The 17,407-nt window shown below is 47.7% G+C and carries 19 protein-coding genes and 1 pseudogene; 7 read left to right on the plus strand and 13 right to left on the minus strand.

Features of this window, described 5'->3' with window-relative positions; genetic code table 11:
• Positions 1-3: 3 nt before the first annotated feature.
• From K1I37_RS03035 to K1I37_RS03055, 6 genes and pseudogenes are all read right to left on the minus strand, one after another.
• Positions 4-1,602, minus strand: coding sequence for a DHA2 family efflux MFS transporter permease subunit (locus K1I37_RS03035; RefSeq protein ID WP_021297211.1), 1,599 nt, complete (start codon positions 1,600-1,602; stop codon positions 4-6).
• Positions 1,603-1,644: 42 nt separating this feature from the next.
• Entirely contained in the window at positions 1,645-2,310 is a 666-nt protein-coding gene (locus K1I37_RS03040) for an HlyD family secretion protein (protein ID WP_081654151.1), read from the minus strand.
• Complete coding sequence (locus tag K1I37_RS03045) at positions 2,301-2,768, minus strand: MarR family winged helix-turn-helix transcriptional regulator (RefSeq protein ID WP_021297213.1); 468 nt, start codon at positions 2,766-2,768, stop codon at positions 2,301-2,303. Before K1I37_RS03045 ends, K1I37_RS03040 begins: the two co-directional genes overlap by 10 nt.
• A gap of 202 nt (positions 2,769-2,970) precedes the next feature.
• Positions 2,971-4,017: a hypothetical protein gene (locus K1I37_RS03050; RefSeq protein ID WP_236613899.1), complete on the minus strand. Its 1,047-nt coding sequence runs from the start codon at positions 4,015-4,017 to the stop codon at positions 2,971-2,973.
• Positions 4,018-4,033: 16 nt separating this feature from the next.
• Positions 4,034-4,519: pseudogene (locus tag K1I37_RS21770) on the minus strand (MFS transporter); the annotation flags it as partial.
• A gap of 82 nt (positions 4,520-4,601) precedes the next feature.
• Positions 4,602-5,186 (minus strand): TetR/AcrR family transcriptional regulator, encoded by a 585-nt coding sequence (locus K1I37_RS03055; protein ID WP_031218932.1) that lies wholly within the window; start codon positions 5,184-5,186, stop codon positions 4,602-4,604.
• 340 nt (positions 5,187-5,526) lie between these two features.
• Between K1I37_RS03055 and K1I37_RS21470 the strand changes: the two genes are divergently transcribed.
• The 7 genes from K1I37_RS21470 to K1I37_RS03085 all read left to right on the plus strand — a co-directional run bounded on the left by K1I37_RS21470 (position 5,527) and on the right by K1I37_RS03085 (position 11,125).
• A complete protein-coding gene (locus K1I37_RS21470; protein ID WP_021297216.1) occupies positions 5,527-5,874 on the plus strand; it encodes an ATPase domain-containing protein in 348 nt (115 codons plus the stop codon).
• 23 nt (positions 5,875-5,897) lie between these two features.
• Positions 5,898-6,965: an ATPase domain-containing protein gene (locus tag K1I37_RS03060; protein ID WP_021297217.1), complete on the plus strand. Its 1,068-nt coding sequence runs from the start codon at positions 5,898-5,900 to the stop codon at positions 6,963-6,965.
• Between the two features lie 14 nt (positions 6,966-6,979).
• Positions 6,980-7,222 carry a hypothetical protein gene (locus K1I37_RS03065; protein ID WP_021297218.1) on the plus strand — a complete coding sequence of 81 codons (243 nt, stop codon included), beginning with the start codon at positions 6,980-6,982 and terminating at the stop codon, positions 7,220-7,222.
• The gene (locus K1I37_RS21475) at positions 7,209-8,825 is read left to right on the plus strand and encodes a helix-turn-helix transcriptional regulator (protein WP_021297219.1); all 1,617 of its coding nucleotides are present in this window, start codon (positions 7,209-7,211) and stop codon (positions 8,823-8,825) included. The genes K1I37_RS03065 and K1I37_RS21475 overlap by 14 nt, the downstream gene beginning before the upstream one ends.
• A gap of 440 nt (positions 8,826-9,265) precedes the next feature.
• Positions 9,266-9,925: an HD-GYP domain-containing protein gene (locus K1I37_RS03075; RefSeq protein ID WP_021297220.1), complete on the plus strand. Its 660-nt coding sequence runs from the start codon at positions 9,266-9,268 to the stop codon at positions 9,923-9,925.
• Positions 9,926-10,073: 148 nt separating this feature from the next.
• The gene (locus tag K1I37_RS03080) at positions 10,074-10,550 is read left to right on the plus strand and encodes a helix-turn-helix domain-containing protein (protein WP_021297221.1); all 477 of its coding nucleotides are present in this window, start codon (positions 10,074-10,076) and stop codon (positions 10,548-10,550) included.
• 17 nt (positions 10,551-10,567) lie between these two features.
• Complete coding sequence (locus K1I37_RS03085; protein WP_081654153.1) at positions 10,568-11,125, plus strand: MEDS domain-containing protein; 558 nt, start codon at positions 10,568-10,570, stop codon at positions 11,123-11,125.
• A 151-nt stretch (positions 11,126-11,276) separates the two neighbouring features.
• Here the strand turns inward: K1I37_RS03085 and K1I37_RS03090 are convergent, their stop codons facing one another.
• The 7 genes from K1I37_RS03090 to K1I37_RS03120 all read right to left on the minus strand — a co-directional run bounded on the left by K1I37_RS03090 (position 11,277) and on the right by K1I37_RS03120 (position 17,401).
• Positions 11,277-12,848 (minus strand): methyl-accepting chemotaxis protein, encoded by a 1,572-nt coding sequence (locus K1I37_RS03090; protein ID WP_021297223.1) that lies wholly within the window; start codon positions 12,846-12,848, stop codon positions 11,277-11,279.
• A gap of 24 nt (positions 12,849-12,872) precedes the next feature.
• Positions 12,873-13,916, minus strand: a complete 1,044-nt coding sequence (locus K1I37_RS03095) for an alpha/beta hydrolase (protein ID WP_021297224.1) — start codon at positions 13,914-13,916, stop codon at positions 12,873-12,875.
• Positions 13,909-14,886: an ATP-binding protein gene (locus K1I37_RS03100; protein WP_021297225.1), complete on the minus strand. Its 978-nt coding sequence runs from the start codon at positions 14,884-14,886 to the stop codon at positions 13,909-13,911. Before K1I37_RS03100 ends, K1I37_RS03095 begins: the two co-directional genes overlap by 8 nt.
• A gap of 16 nt (positions 14,887-14,902) precedes the next feature.
• Complete coding sequence (locus K1I37_RS03105; protein ID WP_021297226.1) at positions 14,903-15,631, minus strand: SDR family oxidoreductase; 729 nt, start codon at positions 15,629-15,631, stop codon at positions 14,903-14,905.
• Positions 15,628-16,455 carry a 6-carboxytetrahydropterin synthase gene (locus tag K1I37_RS03110; protein WP_021297227.1) on the minus strand — a complete coding sequence of 276 codons (828 nt, stop codon included), beginning with the start codon at positions 16,453-16,455 and terminating at the stop codon, positions 15,628-15,630. Before K1I37_RS03110 ends, K1I37_RS03105 begins: the two co-directional genes overlap by 4 nt.
• Before the next feature lie 18 nt (positions 16,456-16,473).
• Complete coding sequence (folE, locus tag K1I37_RS03115) at positions 16,474-17,034, minus strand: GTP cyclohydrolase I FolE (RefSeq protein ID WP_031218936.1); 561 nt, start codon at positions 17,032-17,034, stop codon at positions 16,474-16,476.
• 67 nt (positions 17,035-17,101) lie between these two features.
• Positions 17,102-17,401, minus strand: a complete 300-nt coding sequence (locus K1I37_RS03120) for an STAS domain-containing protein (protein ID WP_021297229.1) — start codon at positions 17,399-17,401, stop codon at positions 17,102-17,104.
• Between the last annotated feature and the right edge of the window lie 6 nt (positions 17,402-17,407).

Raw genomic sequence — 17,407 nt, forward strand, 5'->3', positions numbered from 1 at the left:
ACATTATTCGGCAGCTAGAGACTGTTGTTGCTGTCCCTTGACTGGTGTCGGTTTTACTTTTCTTCTTCCTCGGTAGATAAAGATGGTGGCAAACCAAGCTAATCCCGCGAGGATGGTGGAAATAAAAAACGTATCATTCATGCCTAAGACGAAACTCGTTTTCTGAATCCAGGCAGAAATGAGGCTTATCGCTTCTGACTGTGCCGCAGCTGCGGATAGCCCTTGGGAACTCAGTTGATGAATTAGTCCCGTGAGCTGTAAGCCCTGTGGCGTACCAGGGTTTAAGTGATCTGACAGCTGAGATGTCCGGATAATCTCCCTCTTGGACATGTATACCGTCAATATCGCAGTACCAAGGCCAGATGCAACTTGGCGAACGGTATTGTTTACTGCGGCCGCCTGTGAGACCAAGTGTGGCGCTACAGCGACCAGTGCAGTCGTACCCGCCGTCATGATAGGCATCATGGCAAGGCCCATTCCGATGCTTCTTACGATATAGAGCAGTTGAATATGGCCGGACGTCGAGGTAGCCGTCAGCGTGGTGAACCCAAGCGTTGAGACGGTCAGAATCGCCAATCCGACGAGCCCTAAGGGTCGAGCACCAATTTTATCGAACAACTTACCACTGATAGGCATCATGACCGCCGAAGCGAGTGCCGCAGGGGTCATAAATAAACCGGCTCGCATGGGTGAATAACCCATGATGTTCTGCAAATACAACGGCAGCAAGAAAATCCCGACGAACAACGCCACACTAAGAATCGACACGATAATCAGGCTCATCGTGTATGTATAGTTCTTTAGGACGCGTAGCTGAAGCAGCGGGTTTTCCACGCGCAACTCGGTAATGACCAGACAGATGAGCGATACGACGCCAATGGCGATTGAGACCCGGACAACCGTTGAACCCCAGCCATGGTCAGGGACGTTGTTGAATCCGTAGAGCAATGCAAAAAAGCCAAGTGTTGAAAACGTGAGGCCGATGACATCCAAGGACGCTTTAGCCTGGTGCGAGAACTCGTGCATGAACGTCATGGCCATGAAAGTGGCTATCACGCCAATTGGAACATTGACGAAGAAAATCAGTCGCCACGACGAATACTCGACAAAATAGCCACTGAGCAGCGGGCCAAATGCGGGCGCTGCCATGATGGTCACGCCGAACAGTCCCATGACGCCACCGATGCGTTCGCGCGGGAACACGCGGTAAATAATCGTTTGGGCCAATGGCTGTAAGAGACCGCCACCAGCTGCCTGGAGAATCCGAAAGAAGATGATACTGCTTAAGTTCCACGACATGCCGCAGAGCGCTGAGGCAATCGTGAATACGATGAGGGCAGCGATGAGCACTTTCTTCGGACCAAATTTATCAATCAGCCAGCCTGACGTTGGGACAATAATACCTGTCACCAGCATGTAACCCGTCAAGACCCACTGAATGCTCGTCGTGTTCGCGTTGAGTGCGACCTCCATTTTTGGAATCGCCACGTTGACGACACTGGTATCGAGAATGGCCATAAAGGAACCCATGAGTACGATGAATAGTTGTAAATATGGGGCCTTTACCTGCGTCTGAACGGCACTTGCAGGATTCGCGCTCAATCTTTCCCCCTCCTCTCTGAGCAAAAGTCACGCTGGCCGGTTTTAGTTTCCGGTCTTTTTAATGTGAGCCGTGACATCAAACCCAGGAACAATCGGTTCAGTTGGGTAGGTCGTGAATGTGACTTTCACTGGGACAATCTGTGTAACCTTTGTGAAGTTGGCATTGTTACTAGTGCTCGGCACCATGGACAACGTGCTACCTGTGGCGAGCCCAATGCGTGCTACCGTGCCGTGGAACGTCTGGTTTGGATATGCATCAATATCGATGTCCACTGGCTGGCCCACGTGCACTTCGTGAATCAACGTCTCTTTCACGTTCACGGTGACCCACAATTTGTTCATGTCGTACGCGTACGCCAAGGGCGTCCCTGCTGCGACAAATTCGTTGTCTGCGGTATCCTGTTGAATGATGGATACATCTGCTGGTGCCGGAATGGGAACGGTTGAGGTCGAGTCGCCTGACTGTTCCTCTACTTCTCCGACGGGACTATTCGGTGCGAATGTCGCCCCAACGGTTCCTTGCCAATCCACAACTTTCCCAGAAACGGGAGAGGAAATCGTATATTGGCGTCCGTCGATATATGCGTCATCGGTTGAGATGTATTGACGCGTGTGGTTCCAGTACATGCCGCCAAAGACAATTGCGGCGACGACAACGACACCACCGCCGATTTGTAAACCTCTTGCCACACCCTTTTTCATAGACATTCTTTCCTTCCATCAACAAGGTTCGAGATGACATTTCGATGCAACGCGATAAGGCGTTGTAATTCTGCTTCTGACAGCTGGAAAGCAGAAGATAACCGCTGGTAGAATGGTGTGTCCGTATCCAAAATCTGATCTAGTACATGTTTTCCATCATCCGTGATTTCCAAGTAAACGGATCTTCGGTCAGATTCGGGATATTGCCGGGTGACCAAGTGTGCTGCGACCAGCACATCGACAGCGGAACTTGTGTATCCCTTGTACGCGTGCACTCGCTCAGCAAGCTCAGTCAAATTCGTTCCGCCTTCGTATAGACAAACGAGGAGACGAAATTGAAACATCGTGAGGCCGACTTCCTCGACGAGAGGTTTGACGACGTGGGAAATACACAGTGCAAGATCACGGTAAGTGGAAATGAGTTCATACAAAGTGCTGTTGTACTTCTTGCCGGATATGGACATTTTTCACCTCCAGAATCCCCTCTTCATTCTCTCTTAGAATCATTTAGCCATGGAATATTTTCTTCCTGTAACTTGGAGAAGTCAAGCGAGAGTTTCCTCTATTTATAGTTGTTGCCTATTGCACGATGTCGAGTGTCTAGTGTTGGGCTGCCTGTTTGATGGCTAGCGCTCATGTTTGTTCAGCCAAATCTGCGTTCCATACTCATTGGTTTGCTTGTATTAAACCAATTAGTGGGTCTTCCTCCTGGGCAATAACCATCCCTTTACCAGTGATGGTCATGCCTAACGATGCAATGAATATGGCGATGCCCAGCACAAACAGAATTGTAAATAGGCCTTGATACGCGAACAGGAGCGATTGAGTTTGGGTTTCGCTGGCGATGACATACCGCGCCATGACCTGTGCTTGATTCGGCCCAACGAGCGTGGTCAAGTACTGCACCAATTGTTTAGATTCCATGGTGTCGAATGGACTTCCATAGGTAAAGCGGGATTGTAAAAGTGCATAGTGATTGGCGCCATATTTTAAAACAGCCCAGCCAAAAATCGGTGATGCAAATGCGGCGAAGATATTTCGGAAGTACTGCATGCCCATTGACAGGGAAGCTAACTGCGAAATATCCTTGGCCGCGAGTGTACCTCCGAGACTGCCGGTGACCAGAATTACGCCGAACGCCATGCCTAACATCCCAAACTGCCATGATAAGGTGATGAGGGATGCGGTGATGCCAATATGGCTCCATGTGTAGCCTACATAAATTAGGATAAGCGAGGCGAGCAGTCCTAAGAAGCCTGGGCCGAACTTGTCGTATAGCCAGGCGCTGACAAGGCCTGACAGGACAGCGCCTGCAAAGAAACTGATGAAGAACTTCGTGAGCGACTCGAAATGGACTTGCTCGACATTGATAAGGTAGCTACAAATGCCAACCGCGGAGCATGTAACAGCCATATTTGTGAGCGTGGCCATTACGGTTCCAAAGAATGGTTTGGGTGCAAGAAGCAAGTGAAACGGCATGATGGGGTGTTTGACATTCGTTTCGTGGACGGCAAAAAGAATGAATAGGGCAAAGGCGATGACAAATAGCAGCCACACGCGGGGCGAGTAGAGGCCGTCGTATTCGAGATTTTTCAGTGGGAAGACAAGGACGATGGAGATTGCAAATAGGAAAGCAACGCCCCATTTGTCGAATTCGTTCTTTTGCGAAGGAACGGTAGCGGATTGCCTCGGCAAAACAGCATAGCCTAGCAAGAGACAGTCCGCCAAAGATACCGCCTAGTCCTGTAGCGCCAAACAGGCCAGAAAGTATAATCAGGATAAACCAGTTTCGGCGTTTTGTTGGGATAGAAATCGCGACAAGTGGAACCATCACCATGTAGAGGGCGCCTGATCCGGCTCCCTGCAGGAACCTCCCGATATCAAACCAAACTGAGTTTGGGGCGAAGAGTGCGCTAAGCGATCCGCAACAGAGTAGCAAGACAAAAAATAGATACATCCGTCGAAACCCAAATTGTTTTGCCACGACCGGGCCAATCACCAAAAAGGTGGCAAACGCTAGGTAAGAGAGGACTGTAGGAACCACGACACCGTATGTACCAAAGCCGAATGTATCCTGTATCGTCACCTGACTGAACAGGTAAGATAGATTGATGAAATATTGTGACCCGATTGAAAAAATGGTTAGGTAGGAAATCACGACATACTTTGGCAACGTGAAGCGATGACCGTTTGTTGGTTCTTGATTTATACTCATTTGTATCACTCCAATCCCCACAAGTTCGGTCTGAATGCCGAACTTTATCTATAGATAAACGAAACGTTTCACCGGTAATATGTTAGGGGTTTCTGTTTACTTCAAATCCCACTACAAAAAGGCGACGAAAAACCAGCGCAATCTCTGAGTCTTCTAATCGATTATGCCGTTGCTCCCAATCAACTAATAGAGAAGTGACCGTTTTGTACATCAGAAATGCGATGAGCTCAGGGTTGCACGGAAGGACTTCGCCATTTTCTACACCTTTGGCAATCTCTTTCGAAAGATAGCCAATCATCTCATCTTCAATTTCTTGTAGGCCTTTCTTAACCTCTAATGTTCCATTGATTTGTACTTCTTGCGACAGTTTTACAATGATCTCTTGTTCTTGGCGAAACCGCAGTATTTCGGTTAGCCCACGTTCAAGGTTCACAAAAAGTGGGTCGTTTCGTTGAACCGAGTTTTCGAGTGACATTCGTAGCTCGATGCCCAATAAATTCAAGATGTGATGGAGCAACAGTTCCTTACTTTCAAAAAATGTGTATATGGTACCTTTTCCGACGCCAGCTAACCGCGCGACGAGATCCATCGTGGTTGCCCTGTATCCAAATCGTGAGAACGATTCTTTAGCTGCGTCAATGACTCTTTGTCGTAAATCTGATGACATGCGGATGATGACCGCCTTTCGTGTGACACAATAGGATGTTTGGCTTTTGTATGTATCTTGCTCTGACCGAATTACGAATTTGGTCAATGGGTCATCTTGAATTGTATGACAACATGTACCATATCGTCAATACGGTATGAAAGCGCACAAACCTTTCTGTTTAACCAGGCGAACCAGTGCATTTTGATACAAACACTGCCTGGCTCTTACTGTATAATAGATGTTATGTTACCTCGTTATAATTTCTCAGCCACTGTTTCATCCGCCCATCTGCCAGAATGGGGATAGGGTAGGGAATGTTCGGACATATTTGTGCGTGAATTAGGAGGACTTTAAAGGAATGACCGATTTTATAGCCTCTCCGACACGGACCGGAGTCACTGGTCTTGATAACGTTTTATGCGGTGGAATTCCTCAAGCATCGACGGTCATACTTGAAGGGACTCCGGGTACTGGAAAGACGACTTTGGCCTTTCAGTTTTTGGTCGATGGGGCAGTGTCACACGGTGAAGCTGGCATCTACGTGACGTTCGAGGAGTTGCCCTCAGAGTTGTATGCCAATATGAATCAGTTTGGCTGGAATCTGCGACAACTCGAGCGAAACAACCAGTTGCGCGTACTGTGTTTATCACCTGAGACCATGATGGAACAGATGATGGAGCCGGATGGGATTTTCAATCCATCGTAGACGAGATTGATTGTAAGCGTGTCGTGATCGACAGTATCACGTTGTTTCGATACGGACTGCCGGACGACGAAGCACATCGAAAAATTATTTATCAGCTTCGGAATGTACTTAGGAAGAAAAAATTGACCTCACTTTTGATACTGGAACAATCCGAAGTGAATTCTACTACAGTACCGTTTGAACACTTCGTCGCAGATGGTGTCATACGCCTTTCGGTGAAGCCTCAACTAGAGCGATATCGCGAACGGATTCTCGAAGTGTTGAAGATGCGGGGGCAAAAATTCCTTCAGGGAGAACATATATACCGTATTACAGAGGCGGGTATCCATTTGATTCCCGCGTTGCACATCTTTGAGAAATCGTCGTTAGGCCTCGATAGTGAATGTATTTCGACGGGGATTCCGAAACTCGATGAAATTCTTGGCGGCGGTATTCCACAGGGATCGGTGTACCTGTTTGATACGAATAGTCGAGCGGATTATAAGCATCTGTTTAGCGCCATTGTGGCGGCTCAGCTTCGCCAAGGGCAAAAAGGAATCATACTTCCATCTTCGATTACTACGCTTTTTGGATTACAAAAGTTGTATCAGGCGCATGGAGCAAACCCTCAAGCGTTGGTGGACGACAATAGCCTCTACTTTATTGAGCACTTCGACAGGCCGTATCCTCCAGGATTTGAGAAAGCGGTTTTTAATGTATCCGATATGAGTGATGTAGAATTTCGCAAACATATGACTGAAAAAATCGGTCCGATGATGGACGAGAGTATGCGCCGTGGCGAGCGCTGGTTTCTCTATTACGACCTGAATACGATTGTTTCTGAACGCGGTAAGGACTTCGTCACAAAATACTTCACGCAAGAGGCGGCGAACGCCAGAGCTTATGGTATTACGATGTTGGTACTCTGCAATTTCAAGGAGATTGGTGAATCCGTTTCCTCGTTTTTGGAGCGTACGAGTGATGGCGTGATTCGCACCTGGGTACATCATACGTATCAGTATCTGCAGGTCACAAAAATGCCCGGTGGCCATGTTTCAGATATTCAGATTGTGGAACATATTTCTGAACGACCTTATGTGCGTTTGGTGTAAGGAGGGCGAAGATAGTGATCCATGAGTTCAAAATCCGTAAAGAGTGCACGCTGTTTTTCGCAGAAAACCCGTACACGTATGAAACCGTGGAAGGGGTGGCCCATCGGATTGGGAGGAAAATGGAGCATGTTCAGCCGGCGCTAGACGAACTGGTACAGATTTCAATCCTCGAGCAGATTTCTGCAGGCGCGCACACGCTCTATCGATATCAAAAGCCTGATACGACTTTGATAGGTGAATTCGATGAAGGAACTTGATCAACTAAAGAGGGTATTTGGTACCCATGGCGGATTGGATTTGGCGATGGATGATGTGCTTCGAAATGCCATGGAGACCGTAATTGGAATGGAAGTGATGGGGGTTGCCGAGCGAGGCGACGGGGATGAGTTTCGAGTTTCTCATGTCGTAGGAGACGACGTCGGGGAACTTCAGGGTGCAACGTTTACAGTGGGTGAAGGATTTCTCGGGAATGTTGTCGCCACAAGACAGGCTAGGCATTGGACAAATATTTTTCAGGACCCGAGGGCCTCTTTGTTTTCTCAGAACTGTATCCAGGTCTCATCTGTCTTCTGCTGGCCTGTAGCTTGGAAACATGAGGTCATTGGCGTACTCTTCGCAGGCTTTTCCTCAGATACATCGACAGATATGCAATCCCTTGTGGATGTCCTTTTTTCCATGGTCGCGAAACACGTTTTGGCAGAGTTGTTGGAAGAAAGACTTCTGGTTCGAACCACGCGCCTCACGTCGATTATGGAACTGAGTCAGGCGATGGGTGAGGTGGAAGATGTCCGGAACATTTTATACATTCTTTTGGACATGAGTTTAAATTTGGTGCAAGGCCCGTTTTCCTGCATCGCCTTCAAACGAACGAGTGAAGAATCCACGGTCGAACTTCTGTCTCGTGGGGTGCCGCGGCAAAAAGCGGCTGAAATTGGTCGCCAACTAACCAATTTGTATATCGGTCAAGACTGGAATGCGCTCAAGCGTGGACCTTTGCCTATCGTCCGCAGCGTAGAGAATATGGACACCATTGAGTGCCCCATGCACTTTCAAAATCGAGTGACTGCAGTATTGGCGGTCGGCGTATCCAATCAGCGGGCAACCAGCGAGTTTACAGAACTGGTGTATGTGCTTTCGCTTCTGGGTAACGCGGCGTTGCACCGCATCTTCACAGCACACGTGCAAAATTGGAATCGAGATATTTCTTTAGTCCATCGCACATCTCTTTTTTGGGCGAACGATTCGTATAAGAACGTTTTGCCGATACAAGAAATCGTTCGAGACTTCTCCAATCATCTACGGATATCCGAGCGGCTGATTCAATCGATAGAGCAGGCGGCATTGCTTTCGCAAATGAGTTTGGAATTTGTCTCTGACGTTCTGCCCGGGACTCCGCCTGACGTCCTTCGCATACTGACCGACTTTCGCGACCTATGTAGTGACACCGACAAGGTGGATTTCGCGGACGGGGCTCAGATACTCGCATTGGCGTCACACCATCATGGCGATAGGGGTGTCCAAATCAACCGTGTCAGTGAGCGGCTTCGGGAACAATTTTCCGTGTTTCTGTTGAAAAGGAATGTTGAGACACAATCGATTACGTTGGATGACGTCCCCGCGACGAGGGTAAATGGTCCGAATACATCGTTGGCTTCTCTGCCCTTTTCGGAACGATTAACGGCGAGGGAACTAGAAGTCTTAAACTTGTTAGTCACGGGATTGGGGAATAAGGAACTTGCGCAGACCCTTTTTATCAGTGAACATACCGTGAAAAATCACCTCACGAACATCTTTCAAAAACTAGGTGTCAACGACAGGGCGCAAGCTATCGCATATGTGTACAAATATCAACAGGAATAATTGACTTACGTCGTTGGAATCATCGATATGTGGGACTAGACTTGTCGGTTGTCCTATCCATTTTGCATAGCGTAGGAAAAAGGTAGGATAGATAGTGAATGGGTGATGGTGTAGACATCTAAATTAGGCATCTTACACGGTCGTTTTAGCAATGATCCTATTGCATCTACCCATAAATTTCAAGTATTCCTATATTGACACTGTAGTTTTGAATTCAATTTCGGCAGTGTGAATGCCGCTGAATCGCTGTGACGTGCTCACAGCGGTTTTTTTGTCTTTTGATGTCGATTTGATGCCCATTTGGTAGGAAGCCAGTCCTATTTCTGGCCTTCCTAGATTTTTGGTACCTTTGTCCGATTCATTGCCGCATCCAATCGACGAAAATATTCTTATAGAACAAGACAAATAAAAAGGTAGGGATTTTTGCGGGAGGGTGACGGATGGTAACCATGTCGGATTGGATACGTGTTGAAAACGTCATGCAATTTATCGAGGCGGATATACGGAAGAAGACGCTTCTCAAATTCCTAAAAGCGCACCACCCTTCGACGTACTGGCATTCGTTGAGGGTTGCCTATTTGTCGCTGATGCTCGCCAGAAGTTATGCCATGTCTGAAGATGAGCTTGAGCGGTTATTCTGTTCCACACTTCTCCACGATATTGGGAAGGTTTCTGTTCCGGTAGAGGTTTTGAACAAACCAGGCAAGCTTTCGGAAGAAAACTGGGCACATCTGCACAAGCATCCGGAAAACGGGGCAAAATTGATGATTCAAGTATTTGCAAACGATGGCGTCGACTTAGATGTCATTCGTCTCCACCACGAGAACTGGAACGGTTCTGGTTACCCGTTTGGCAAAAAGGGACAGAACTTGTCGCTAGCTGTACGCATTGTCCGAGTCGTTGATAGTTTTGATTCCATGACGCACAGGCGCGCGTACAATCGGCCAAAAAGCGCACGCGACGCCATACAAGAACTTCATGCCATGAGTGATACCCACTATGACTTCGACGTCGTACGTCGCCTCCATCGTTTATTCATGGAACATTCCCAGGACATTCACGGATTAGAGCATCAGTTCAACATTCTAGAAGCGGGGTAACTGGAAATTCGTTCGTGGAGATCCATCCATACCATCAAATTAATCATGGAAATGAAGGGAATCAAAATTTAGCACTATTCAGGGGCGAATGCGATGAAGAAGCGAGTATGGTTGAAGCAGTTGCGTCTGTCCAAAGGGCTCACTCAAGATGCGCTTTCTACGAGAGCCTATCATTGATAGAGGCTTTTATGCACAAATCGAAAATGGGACTCGGGACCCAAGTATCCACGTTGCCACCAATATCGCCAACGCGTTAGGTATCAGTCCGCAGATATTTTTTGTAGAGCAGTTTATGAGTGACAGAACGGACTATAAAGACATGAACTACAACGTGTACGCGCACTGTGACAGGGATTTGAGATACACGTGGATATGGCACCCGTTTTCCAATTTCGACAGCTCGATCGGAAAACGGGACGATGAGGTAATGGATGGCCCAGGCATATCCGAACTTCAATTTTTGAAGCAGCGAGTCATCATCGATGGAGTGGCTTTGGAAAAGGTCATTTTATTTGACCAGGACCACCGGTTGGCGCCCTACCTTGTTCGAGCGGAGCCGCTGTTGAACGACACTGGAGAGGTCGTTGGCGCGAGCACCATTTTGACCTGCATGCCTGCACTCTAAATATTCCACCGCAAGAAATGCGAGAGATATTGAGGGGCCATATTTTCTATTCGTATGAATCTTTGCATGCATATATAGATTATTGTTCGACATATGTTCTGGACGGTGTGAAGTACGGGTATCGAATTTGTCTCATCACCAGCGATGCCACGTATACGAAAGTGCATGAGCGGGTGAAGCCGCAACTGACGAAGGAACAACTCGAGTTGATTCACTTTGTGCCCAGTGAGTTGGTCTATCAAATCGACGATGAAATCAATGATGAAGTGATGATGCAGCGTCACTTGGGGTTTTTAAGACCTATTTTTAAATTAGGTGTACCTGTCCGAACATGGTCTGAAGTGACATCGAGTGAACGAAAAGGTAATGGGGTAGAGGTTTTAATCAACTGGGAAGACAAAGTGCAGCAGGAAATCGGTAAGCTATGGCTGACCTCAGTTTGTGCATATGAGGGTAGTCAGCTATCAGGCCCTACGATGACGGCGCTTCTGCGTAGTCATGAATACTTCTTGACGGATAGAGAGTTAGTCTGTTCGCCGCTTTATCGGAATGAAGAGAGCAGATGCTATGTGTGAACGGCACGTTTGTCTCTCGAAGTTTCCCAATTGTTTATTAAATATATGAATATATACATTCGTATTTATGTAAAAAACCGCCCGTGATTGGGCGGTTTTTAAGTCATCTGCTACATGGCAATCACAATGTGTGGTTGTGCGAGTAGAATCGTCAAAGCTTAAACCCGGATAGGTTTCCTTGTAACCTCGCCGCGATGTCTGATAGTTTGACAGCTTCTTCGTGTAATGACGTCAATAAATCTGCCAGTGTCAAGGTCATGTCTGTCGTCGCTTCTGTTCGCTTTTTAACCAAGTTTCGAATCCGTGTAATTTCATCCATGAGTACGGACGTCTCGCTGGTATCGGGAATGCTCTGGAGTTTTGATTCCACGCGGTCCAGGAAGTCCATAAAGCCTTCTGCCGCCGCTCGTCCATCAGCCGTCTCTTTCATCGACATTGTATATATCTTCTCCATGGTTTTACTTGCCTCAGATTCTAATAGAACGGACAGCCGCTGTGTTTGCTCCACTTGCTCGTCGGTATCGCGTAAAACCGTCTGCAACGTTTCGGCCATATGGTTTGTGCTTGCGGAGAGCTCGTTTAATTCTCCGCGGTCAGAGACTTTACTTCTAGCCGTAAAATCGCGGGTTTCCAATAGTTTAATCTGGGACTTAATTTTGGAAATGTTTTCGTAAATTCGGTTGAAGAAACGAGCTGTTGTGAAGAACAGCGCAATCAACCCAATTAGCCCAAAGACGATGAGGACCATGGACAGGCGGTAGATTGGTTGGCTCATTCTGTCATAGTTTAAGGCGACATACAGAACATCACCATCGTTGATGGGTACAAACATCTTGTATACGCGATGGCCATCTTCTCGCTCCACATAAGAAACTTTCTCTGGTTTCGACACCATCTCTTTGAGTGAATCGGTATCTCTCTGGTTGCGATACGTGTACTTTCCGAAAATAACTTGTTTCAAAGGAGGGTATATTTTGGTCGCCAGTGTTGGATTCGCAAACACCTTTGGATTTAACACGGCCATCTCGTCAATATTGGGATTGGTTTTTTCCATTTCGTTAATCCACGAATTTGCGCCAACGGATTTGGTGAATTGATTGACTTCGTCCGCTTGTATATAGGGATCGATAATATAGTTTGTGCCGGGTGGATGATAGTAAGCGTACTTGAAAAATGCGGGCGTGCCCGTGTGCGATTGAGACTGCGCAATCGGCAGAACGACGAGATTGGGCGCGGAATACGTCGCGCCTGGCATCGCCACGTCGGCTCCGTTTAGCAGTGCTTCTCCAAGTTTTAAATAGCCTACTTTTTGAAAGCTAAAGCCAATCTCTGCTGCGTCAGTGGATTGAACGCCGACGATGTCGTTCGCCTGTTTGGCGAAGAGGGTGATGCCGGATAACCCGAGTTGTTGACAGATGTCTTTTAGCTCGGTTTGGGAGACCTGTGTAACGTCTTTTCCGGCCAGTAATGTAGCAATATACTTCGAATATGTGCTCATCCGAAGGTCAATTTGATGCTCAATGCCACTCGAGGCTAGGTCGGTTTCAGAGATTTGCATGCGAATCCCTTGTGTCACCAAATTGGCTTGGTCTTGAATTTCGACATTGACGTGTTTGTTCATAAAATAAATTTGAACGAACCCCGATATCAGACCAATAATCAGTAGCAGGGATAGTGTATTCCTCAGAAATTGTTGGCGTAATGAATTGGCCACCTTTACCATACGTGTGCCCCCAAATTAAAGCGTTCAATCTTTGGCGTTGTACCACTGGATGGCGAGTTTTCGAATTTCACCCAGTTTGTAATTACAGCAATGCATTTCATCCGGGTATTCAATCATTTGTTTTCCGCTTGGCAGCATGTCGTATAGCCAATAAATATCGGAGTGCTTGACCATTTGATCTTTGCCGCCATGAAACAGAAATACCGGGTTCTTGTAATTCAATTCGGCGAAGTTCGGGAATGGATCAGGCCCCTCCCCATGAATACAGTCCATTCGCACATTGAAGTAGTCTGGCATGGACATCTGGCCTCTATCAAATGCTGGACTGACCGCTACAGATTTGGAGATTCGATCATCGCAGCTTCCGTATACCACCCATGAGGCACCAAAGCTCGTTCCAAATAAGAACAGCGGCAGGCTGGGAAAAGCTGAAGCGGCATATTCGATAAGTCTGTCGACAAATTGGCGCCAGTTCGTCTCTGTCGCCTTGATGTCATGGAAAATATAGCTGTCGCCTTGCCCAGGTCCGTCAAAGCTCACGACGGCGAAATTCGCCTCTAAGAAATCTTGTTCGTACAGAAACAGTTCCTCTTTGGACGAATCAATCGGATTGATGATGACAATGCACCCAACGGGATGCTTGGGTATCCGAATTCGTCCAACACAAATCCCGTCGTCAAGATGAATTTCGTCGTACCTGGTTTCAATTGGAGAAGTATCGTCGGCGCTGCGAAACGCTTCTTTCACCAACTGGTAGAGGCGACGTTTGTCCGGGCAATTTTCAGGAAAAATCCATTGTGCCAGATTATAGTAAAGCGCTGCTAAGCGAAACGTATGTTCTGCCTCATGAAACGACTTTTGTCGCCTTAGGTTTTGAGCTTCGACGGCAGTTTGATAGGCTATAGCTTCCCAGTTATCGGTCCACGACTCGAGTGTGGTCAGCCGTTCACGGACGCTCGAGAGTATCTCCGGGTTCATCCCGTGGACCAGCCAACGCGCCCAAAATCCATCGATGAGTGCCGCTGTTCGAATCGATTTACGTATGGCGATATCGATGTGTTCATGCATGATTTCGTTCACCATCGGCTTTCTTGTTGAAGACAAGGATGATGGTTGAGCCGGTTGACGTCGTAGATAATAAGACTTGCGCACTCATTTTCATCATCAGCGTAAATCCCTGTCCTAATGATTTTTTGGTAGAATAACCGGCGAGCAAAGTCGTTTTGGGAAGGTCTCTCAAATTGAATCCGGGTCCCGTATCTTTGATGATGGCGTGAATCGACTCGCCGTTTTCCACGAGCGTAATGGTTCCGTACTCGGCGTGCTTCAGGATGTTGGTCACCGCTTCACTAATCGCCAATAAGTACCCCATCACGGATGATTTGTCGTGCTGTAAATCTAGGAACATTTGTTGAGCGGCCTGCCGACACGTCGTAATGTCCGCTCGTTCCCGAATTTCCATCTCGAGCAGTGTGCGGCCCTCTATATACGCATTCACTTCATGTTCAGCGATGAGCAGAAACTTTTTTTGCGTTGCTGCAAACATCACATCGCGATAAATCTGCCACACATCTGGATTCCATTCGTCTATCACGTTTTGAGCGGAAGCCCGGTGCTCTTTTTCCACGTGAGACGGAGCGATTCGTTTCGCGAGACCTGAATCCTCTTCGCAAAACTCCTGTTGGACCTTTCTTAGGCACGCCTCCAGTTGTGCGTTGAGGCTTGTGCCTTGATGACCGGTCAAAGCGTGTTCTGCGCCCGGGCCCAATTGAACGAGGCGCTCTGCACATCCGAGAATGTTATCAAAGTCACTTTCGCTCTTTTGAGACGGTTGATACGTAAACGCTCGATAAAACAAAAGGTCTGTATCCTCTACCTCAAGCGTGAGGAGTTGTCCGATTCTTCGTGCGGCCCATCCAACAAGCGCCTTTTGCTGTGCATCGCGTTTGTCCAGATATGTTGGCAGTGGAGGAAACATCCGCTCTGCTTGACTATCCTTTAGCGAAGGACGAATCATTTTTCCGAGAAAATGCTTCACTGCAGTCAGTTCCCTTCTATAAGATGCCGAATGGAGGCATGATGGTCACTTCATCCACAAACGCGCCTTCTTGCTCAGAAAGCAAGTAGATAATATGCCTGGCAAGCGTGGACAAGGGAATCATGGACGCCATGTCAGGTTTGTCTTGAAGAGAATCCCAAAATGAACTGTTCACTGCGCCCGGTAAAACGGATGTCACTTGCACGCCACTTCTCCGCAGTTCCACCTGTAAGACGCGGGATAACCCGATTACGCCAAATTTGGAAGCAGAGTAGCCACCGCCGCCAGGAAGCGCGACTGTTCCCGCAATCGATGAAATGTTGACAATGTGTCCGCTTCGTTGTTGAACCATCTGTTGCGCGAAGTATTTGGCGCACAAGAACGTCCCTTTGACATTGACGGACAACATCTGCTCGAACGCATCCGTAGAAAGTTCGAGTACAGGCGCAAACGTACCGACGCCCGCACTGTTGACCAAGCCGTCCACACGGCCAAATTGCTCGACACATGCGTCGCGGAACTGCAGAACGGACTGTTCATCCGTCACGTCCAGATACATGGGGAGTGCATGTCCACCAGATTGTTCGACGAGCGTGGCAATTTCGTCTAGTTCATCTTCTGTGCGGGCGCCTAACGCGACGTTTGCGCCTAAAGTGCCAAGCCATTTTGCTGTCTCACGACCAATGCCACGGCTTGCGCCGGTGATGGCAATGGTCCTTCCTTCAAATGAATCAAAGTGAATCATTTGCTCACTCCCTGACCGTCCCCGTAATACTCGAAGTAGTTTTTCTCAGTTTCCCAAAGCCCAACTTTATACAGGTTTGGAACGTGGTCGCATAACATGTCCCAGATAACCGTTGCAACGACTTCGGATGTAGGGTTAAGCGTCTTAAATTGCTCTGTATCCAGATTCAGATGTTTGTGATCAAACTGCTGTAACACAATGCGGGAAACGGTCTCATCTAGCTCGGCGAGTCCAATCACCATACCGGTGACGGGGTCGATTGGTCCGCGCACGGTGACCTCCAGTTTGTAGTTGTGTCCGTGGCCATGTGGGTTGTTACATTTCCCAAAGAGTTTTACGTTTTCCTCGTCCGTTAACTGGTCGCTGTGCAGACGGTGCGCGGCACTAAAGTGGTATTTTCTCGTCAGTTGCACCATGGGCCCGAACTCCTTTTCTGAATATAGGAAGTCATTCTCGTGCAATCGGAGATGATGCAGTTCACAGTCCGAAAATTTATCTTGTAATGAATCCCAGATGAAATTTACGATGTTTTCTGTGGTCGGTAAGTTCTCGTGGAAATATGGATGTTCATGATTCAAAAACTTCCCGTCGATTTCTGCGTGTAAGAAGTCTTGGACAACCTTATCCACGTCCACGATATTGACCACAATCCCGGTCTTCTCATCGATGTCACCGCGCACCATCACTTCTAATGTGTAGTCGTGGCCGTGACCGTTTGGGTTGCTGCACGGCCCAAATGCGCGCTGATTTTCTTCTTCGCTCCAATTGTCAATCCGGTAAAAATGGGCTGCCGAAAAGGTTACCTTCCGGGACATATACATCATTGCTATCTCCGCCTTTGGTTATTGCCTTGATAGAGCTTGTTCGAACTCCTGAACCAGGGAAGCATGTTCGGAAAACGCGCCGAGTTTGACTGTTGTTACAGTCGAAGTACCGGGCTTTTTTACGCCTCTGGCACACATACACAGATGTATCCCATCCAATGTCACGATGACACCTTTTGGCTCTAGTACATTCATCACGGCATCTGCGATTTGCTGTGTCATTCTCTCTTGTACTTGTGGCCTTTTCGACACGAGTTCAACCAACCGCGCAAATTTGCTGAGTCCCACCACGCGTCCACTGGGTAAATAAGCTATGTGCGCTTTCCCGTAAAATGGGATGAGGTGGTGTTCGCAAAAGGTGTAGTAATCAATGTCCTTGACGATGACCATTCCTTCATAGTCCTCCGCAAAGGTCGTCGTCAGTGCGGTCTCTGGGGCGATGCCCACACCCGCGAATACTTCTTCATACATTTTGGCGACGCGATTTGGGGTGTCTAAGAGTCCCTCACGGTTCGGATTTTCGCCAATGAGTTGTAGAAGCGAGCGAATGTGGTCCGTGATGAGCTGGTGTTTGTCCATGGTGATTGACAAGGTCAGTCACTCCTTTTCTCTGTAGCCTTTTTGTAAAATGAAACGCTCTGCAAGATTAGCTAAGGATGTCGCTCAACCCGATAATGGAGAAGACTTCCTTCACCTCTTCGCTCACACCGACAAATTTTTTATCGATTCGCCGCTCAGCCAAGAACTGAGTGAAGTTCACAATGGAGCCAATGCCGGTTGAATCGATGAATTCAATCTCTTCAAAGTCGATTTCTGCTACATCGATGGCCTCAAAGTTCACTTTCGCGATCTCGTCTTCGAGGATGTCCACGCCATTGATATCTAGTGAACCGGACAAGGACAAAGTGACGGTTGGTGGTGCGAGTTTCGTCTTTACATCAAGCATACAGAT

The organism is Alicyclobacillus acidoterrestris (genome assembly GCF_022674245.1).
GTDB classification, from domain to species: domain Bacteria; phylum Bacillota; class Bacilli; order Alicyclobacillales; family Alicyclobacillaceae; genus Alicyclobacillus; species Alicyclobacillus acidoterrestris.

Coding starts and splice junctions, on each gene's coding strand:
- K1I37_RS03040 (WP_081654151.1), bottom strand. CDS start 2,310: ATGTCTATGAAAAAGGGTGTGGCAAGAGGTTTACAAATCGGCGGTGGT.
- K1I37_RS03045 (WP_021297213.1), bottom strand. CDS start 2,768: ATGTCCATATCCGGCAAGAAGTACAACAGCACTTTGTATGAACTCATT.
- K1I37_RS03055 (WP_031218932.1), bottom strand. CDS start 5,186: ATGTCATCAGATTTACGACAAAGAGTCATTGACGCAGCTAAAGAATCG.
- K1I37_RS21470 (WP_021297216.1), top strand. CDS start 5,527: ATGACCGATTTTATAGCCTCTCCGACACGGACCGGAGTCACTGGTCTT.
- K1I37_RS21475 (WP_021297219.1), top strand. CDS start 7,209: ATGAAGGAACTTGATCAACTAAAGAGGGTATTTGGTACCCATGGCGGA.
- K1I37_RS03075 (WP_021297220.1), top strand. CDS start 9,266: ATGGTAACCATGTCGGATTGGATACGTGTTGAAAACGTCATGCAATTT.
- K1I37_RS03080 (WP_021297221.1), top strand. CDS start 10,074: ATGCGCTTTCTACGAGAGCCTATCATTGATAGAGGCTTTTATGCACAA.
- K1I37_RS03085 (WP_081654153.1), top strand. CDS start 10,568: ATGCGAGAGATATTGAGGGGCCATATTTTCTATTCGTATGAATCTTTG.
- K1I37_RS03090 (WP_021297223.1), bottom strand. CDS start 12,848: ATGGTAAAGGTGGCCAATTCATTACGCCAACAATTTCTGAGGAATACA.
- K1I37_RS03095 (WP_021297224.1), bottom strand. CDS start 13,916: ATGCATGAACACATCGATATCGCCATACGTAAATCGATTCGAACAGCG.
- K1I37_RS03105 (WP_021297226.1), bottom strand. CDS start 15,631: ATGATTCACTTTGATTCATTTGAAGGAAGGACCATTGCCATCACCGGC.
- K1I37_RS03110 (WP_021297227.1), bottom strand. CDS start 16,455: ATGATGTATATGTCCCGGAAGGTAACCTTTTCGGCAGCCCATTTTTAC.
- folE (WP_031218936.1), bottom strand. CDS start 17,034: ATGGACAAACACCAGCTCATCACGGACCACATTCGCTCGCTTCTACAA.
- K1I37_RS03120 (WP_021297229.1), bottom strand. CDS start 17,401: ATGCTTGATGTAAAGACGAAACTCGCACCACCAACCGTCACTTTGTCC.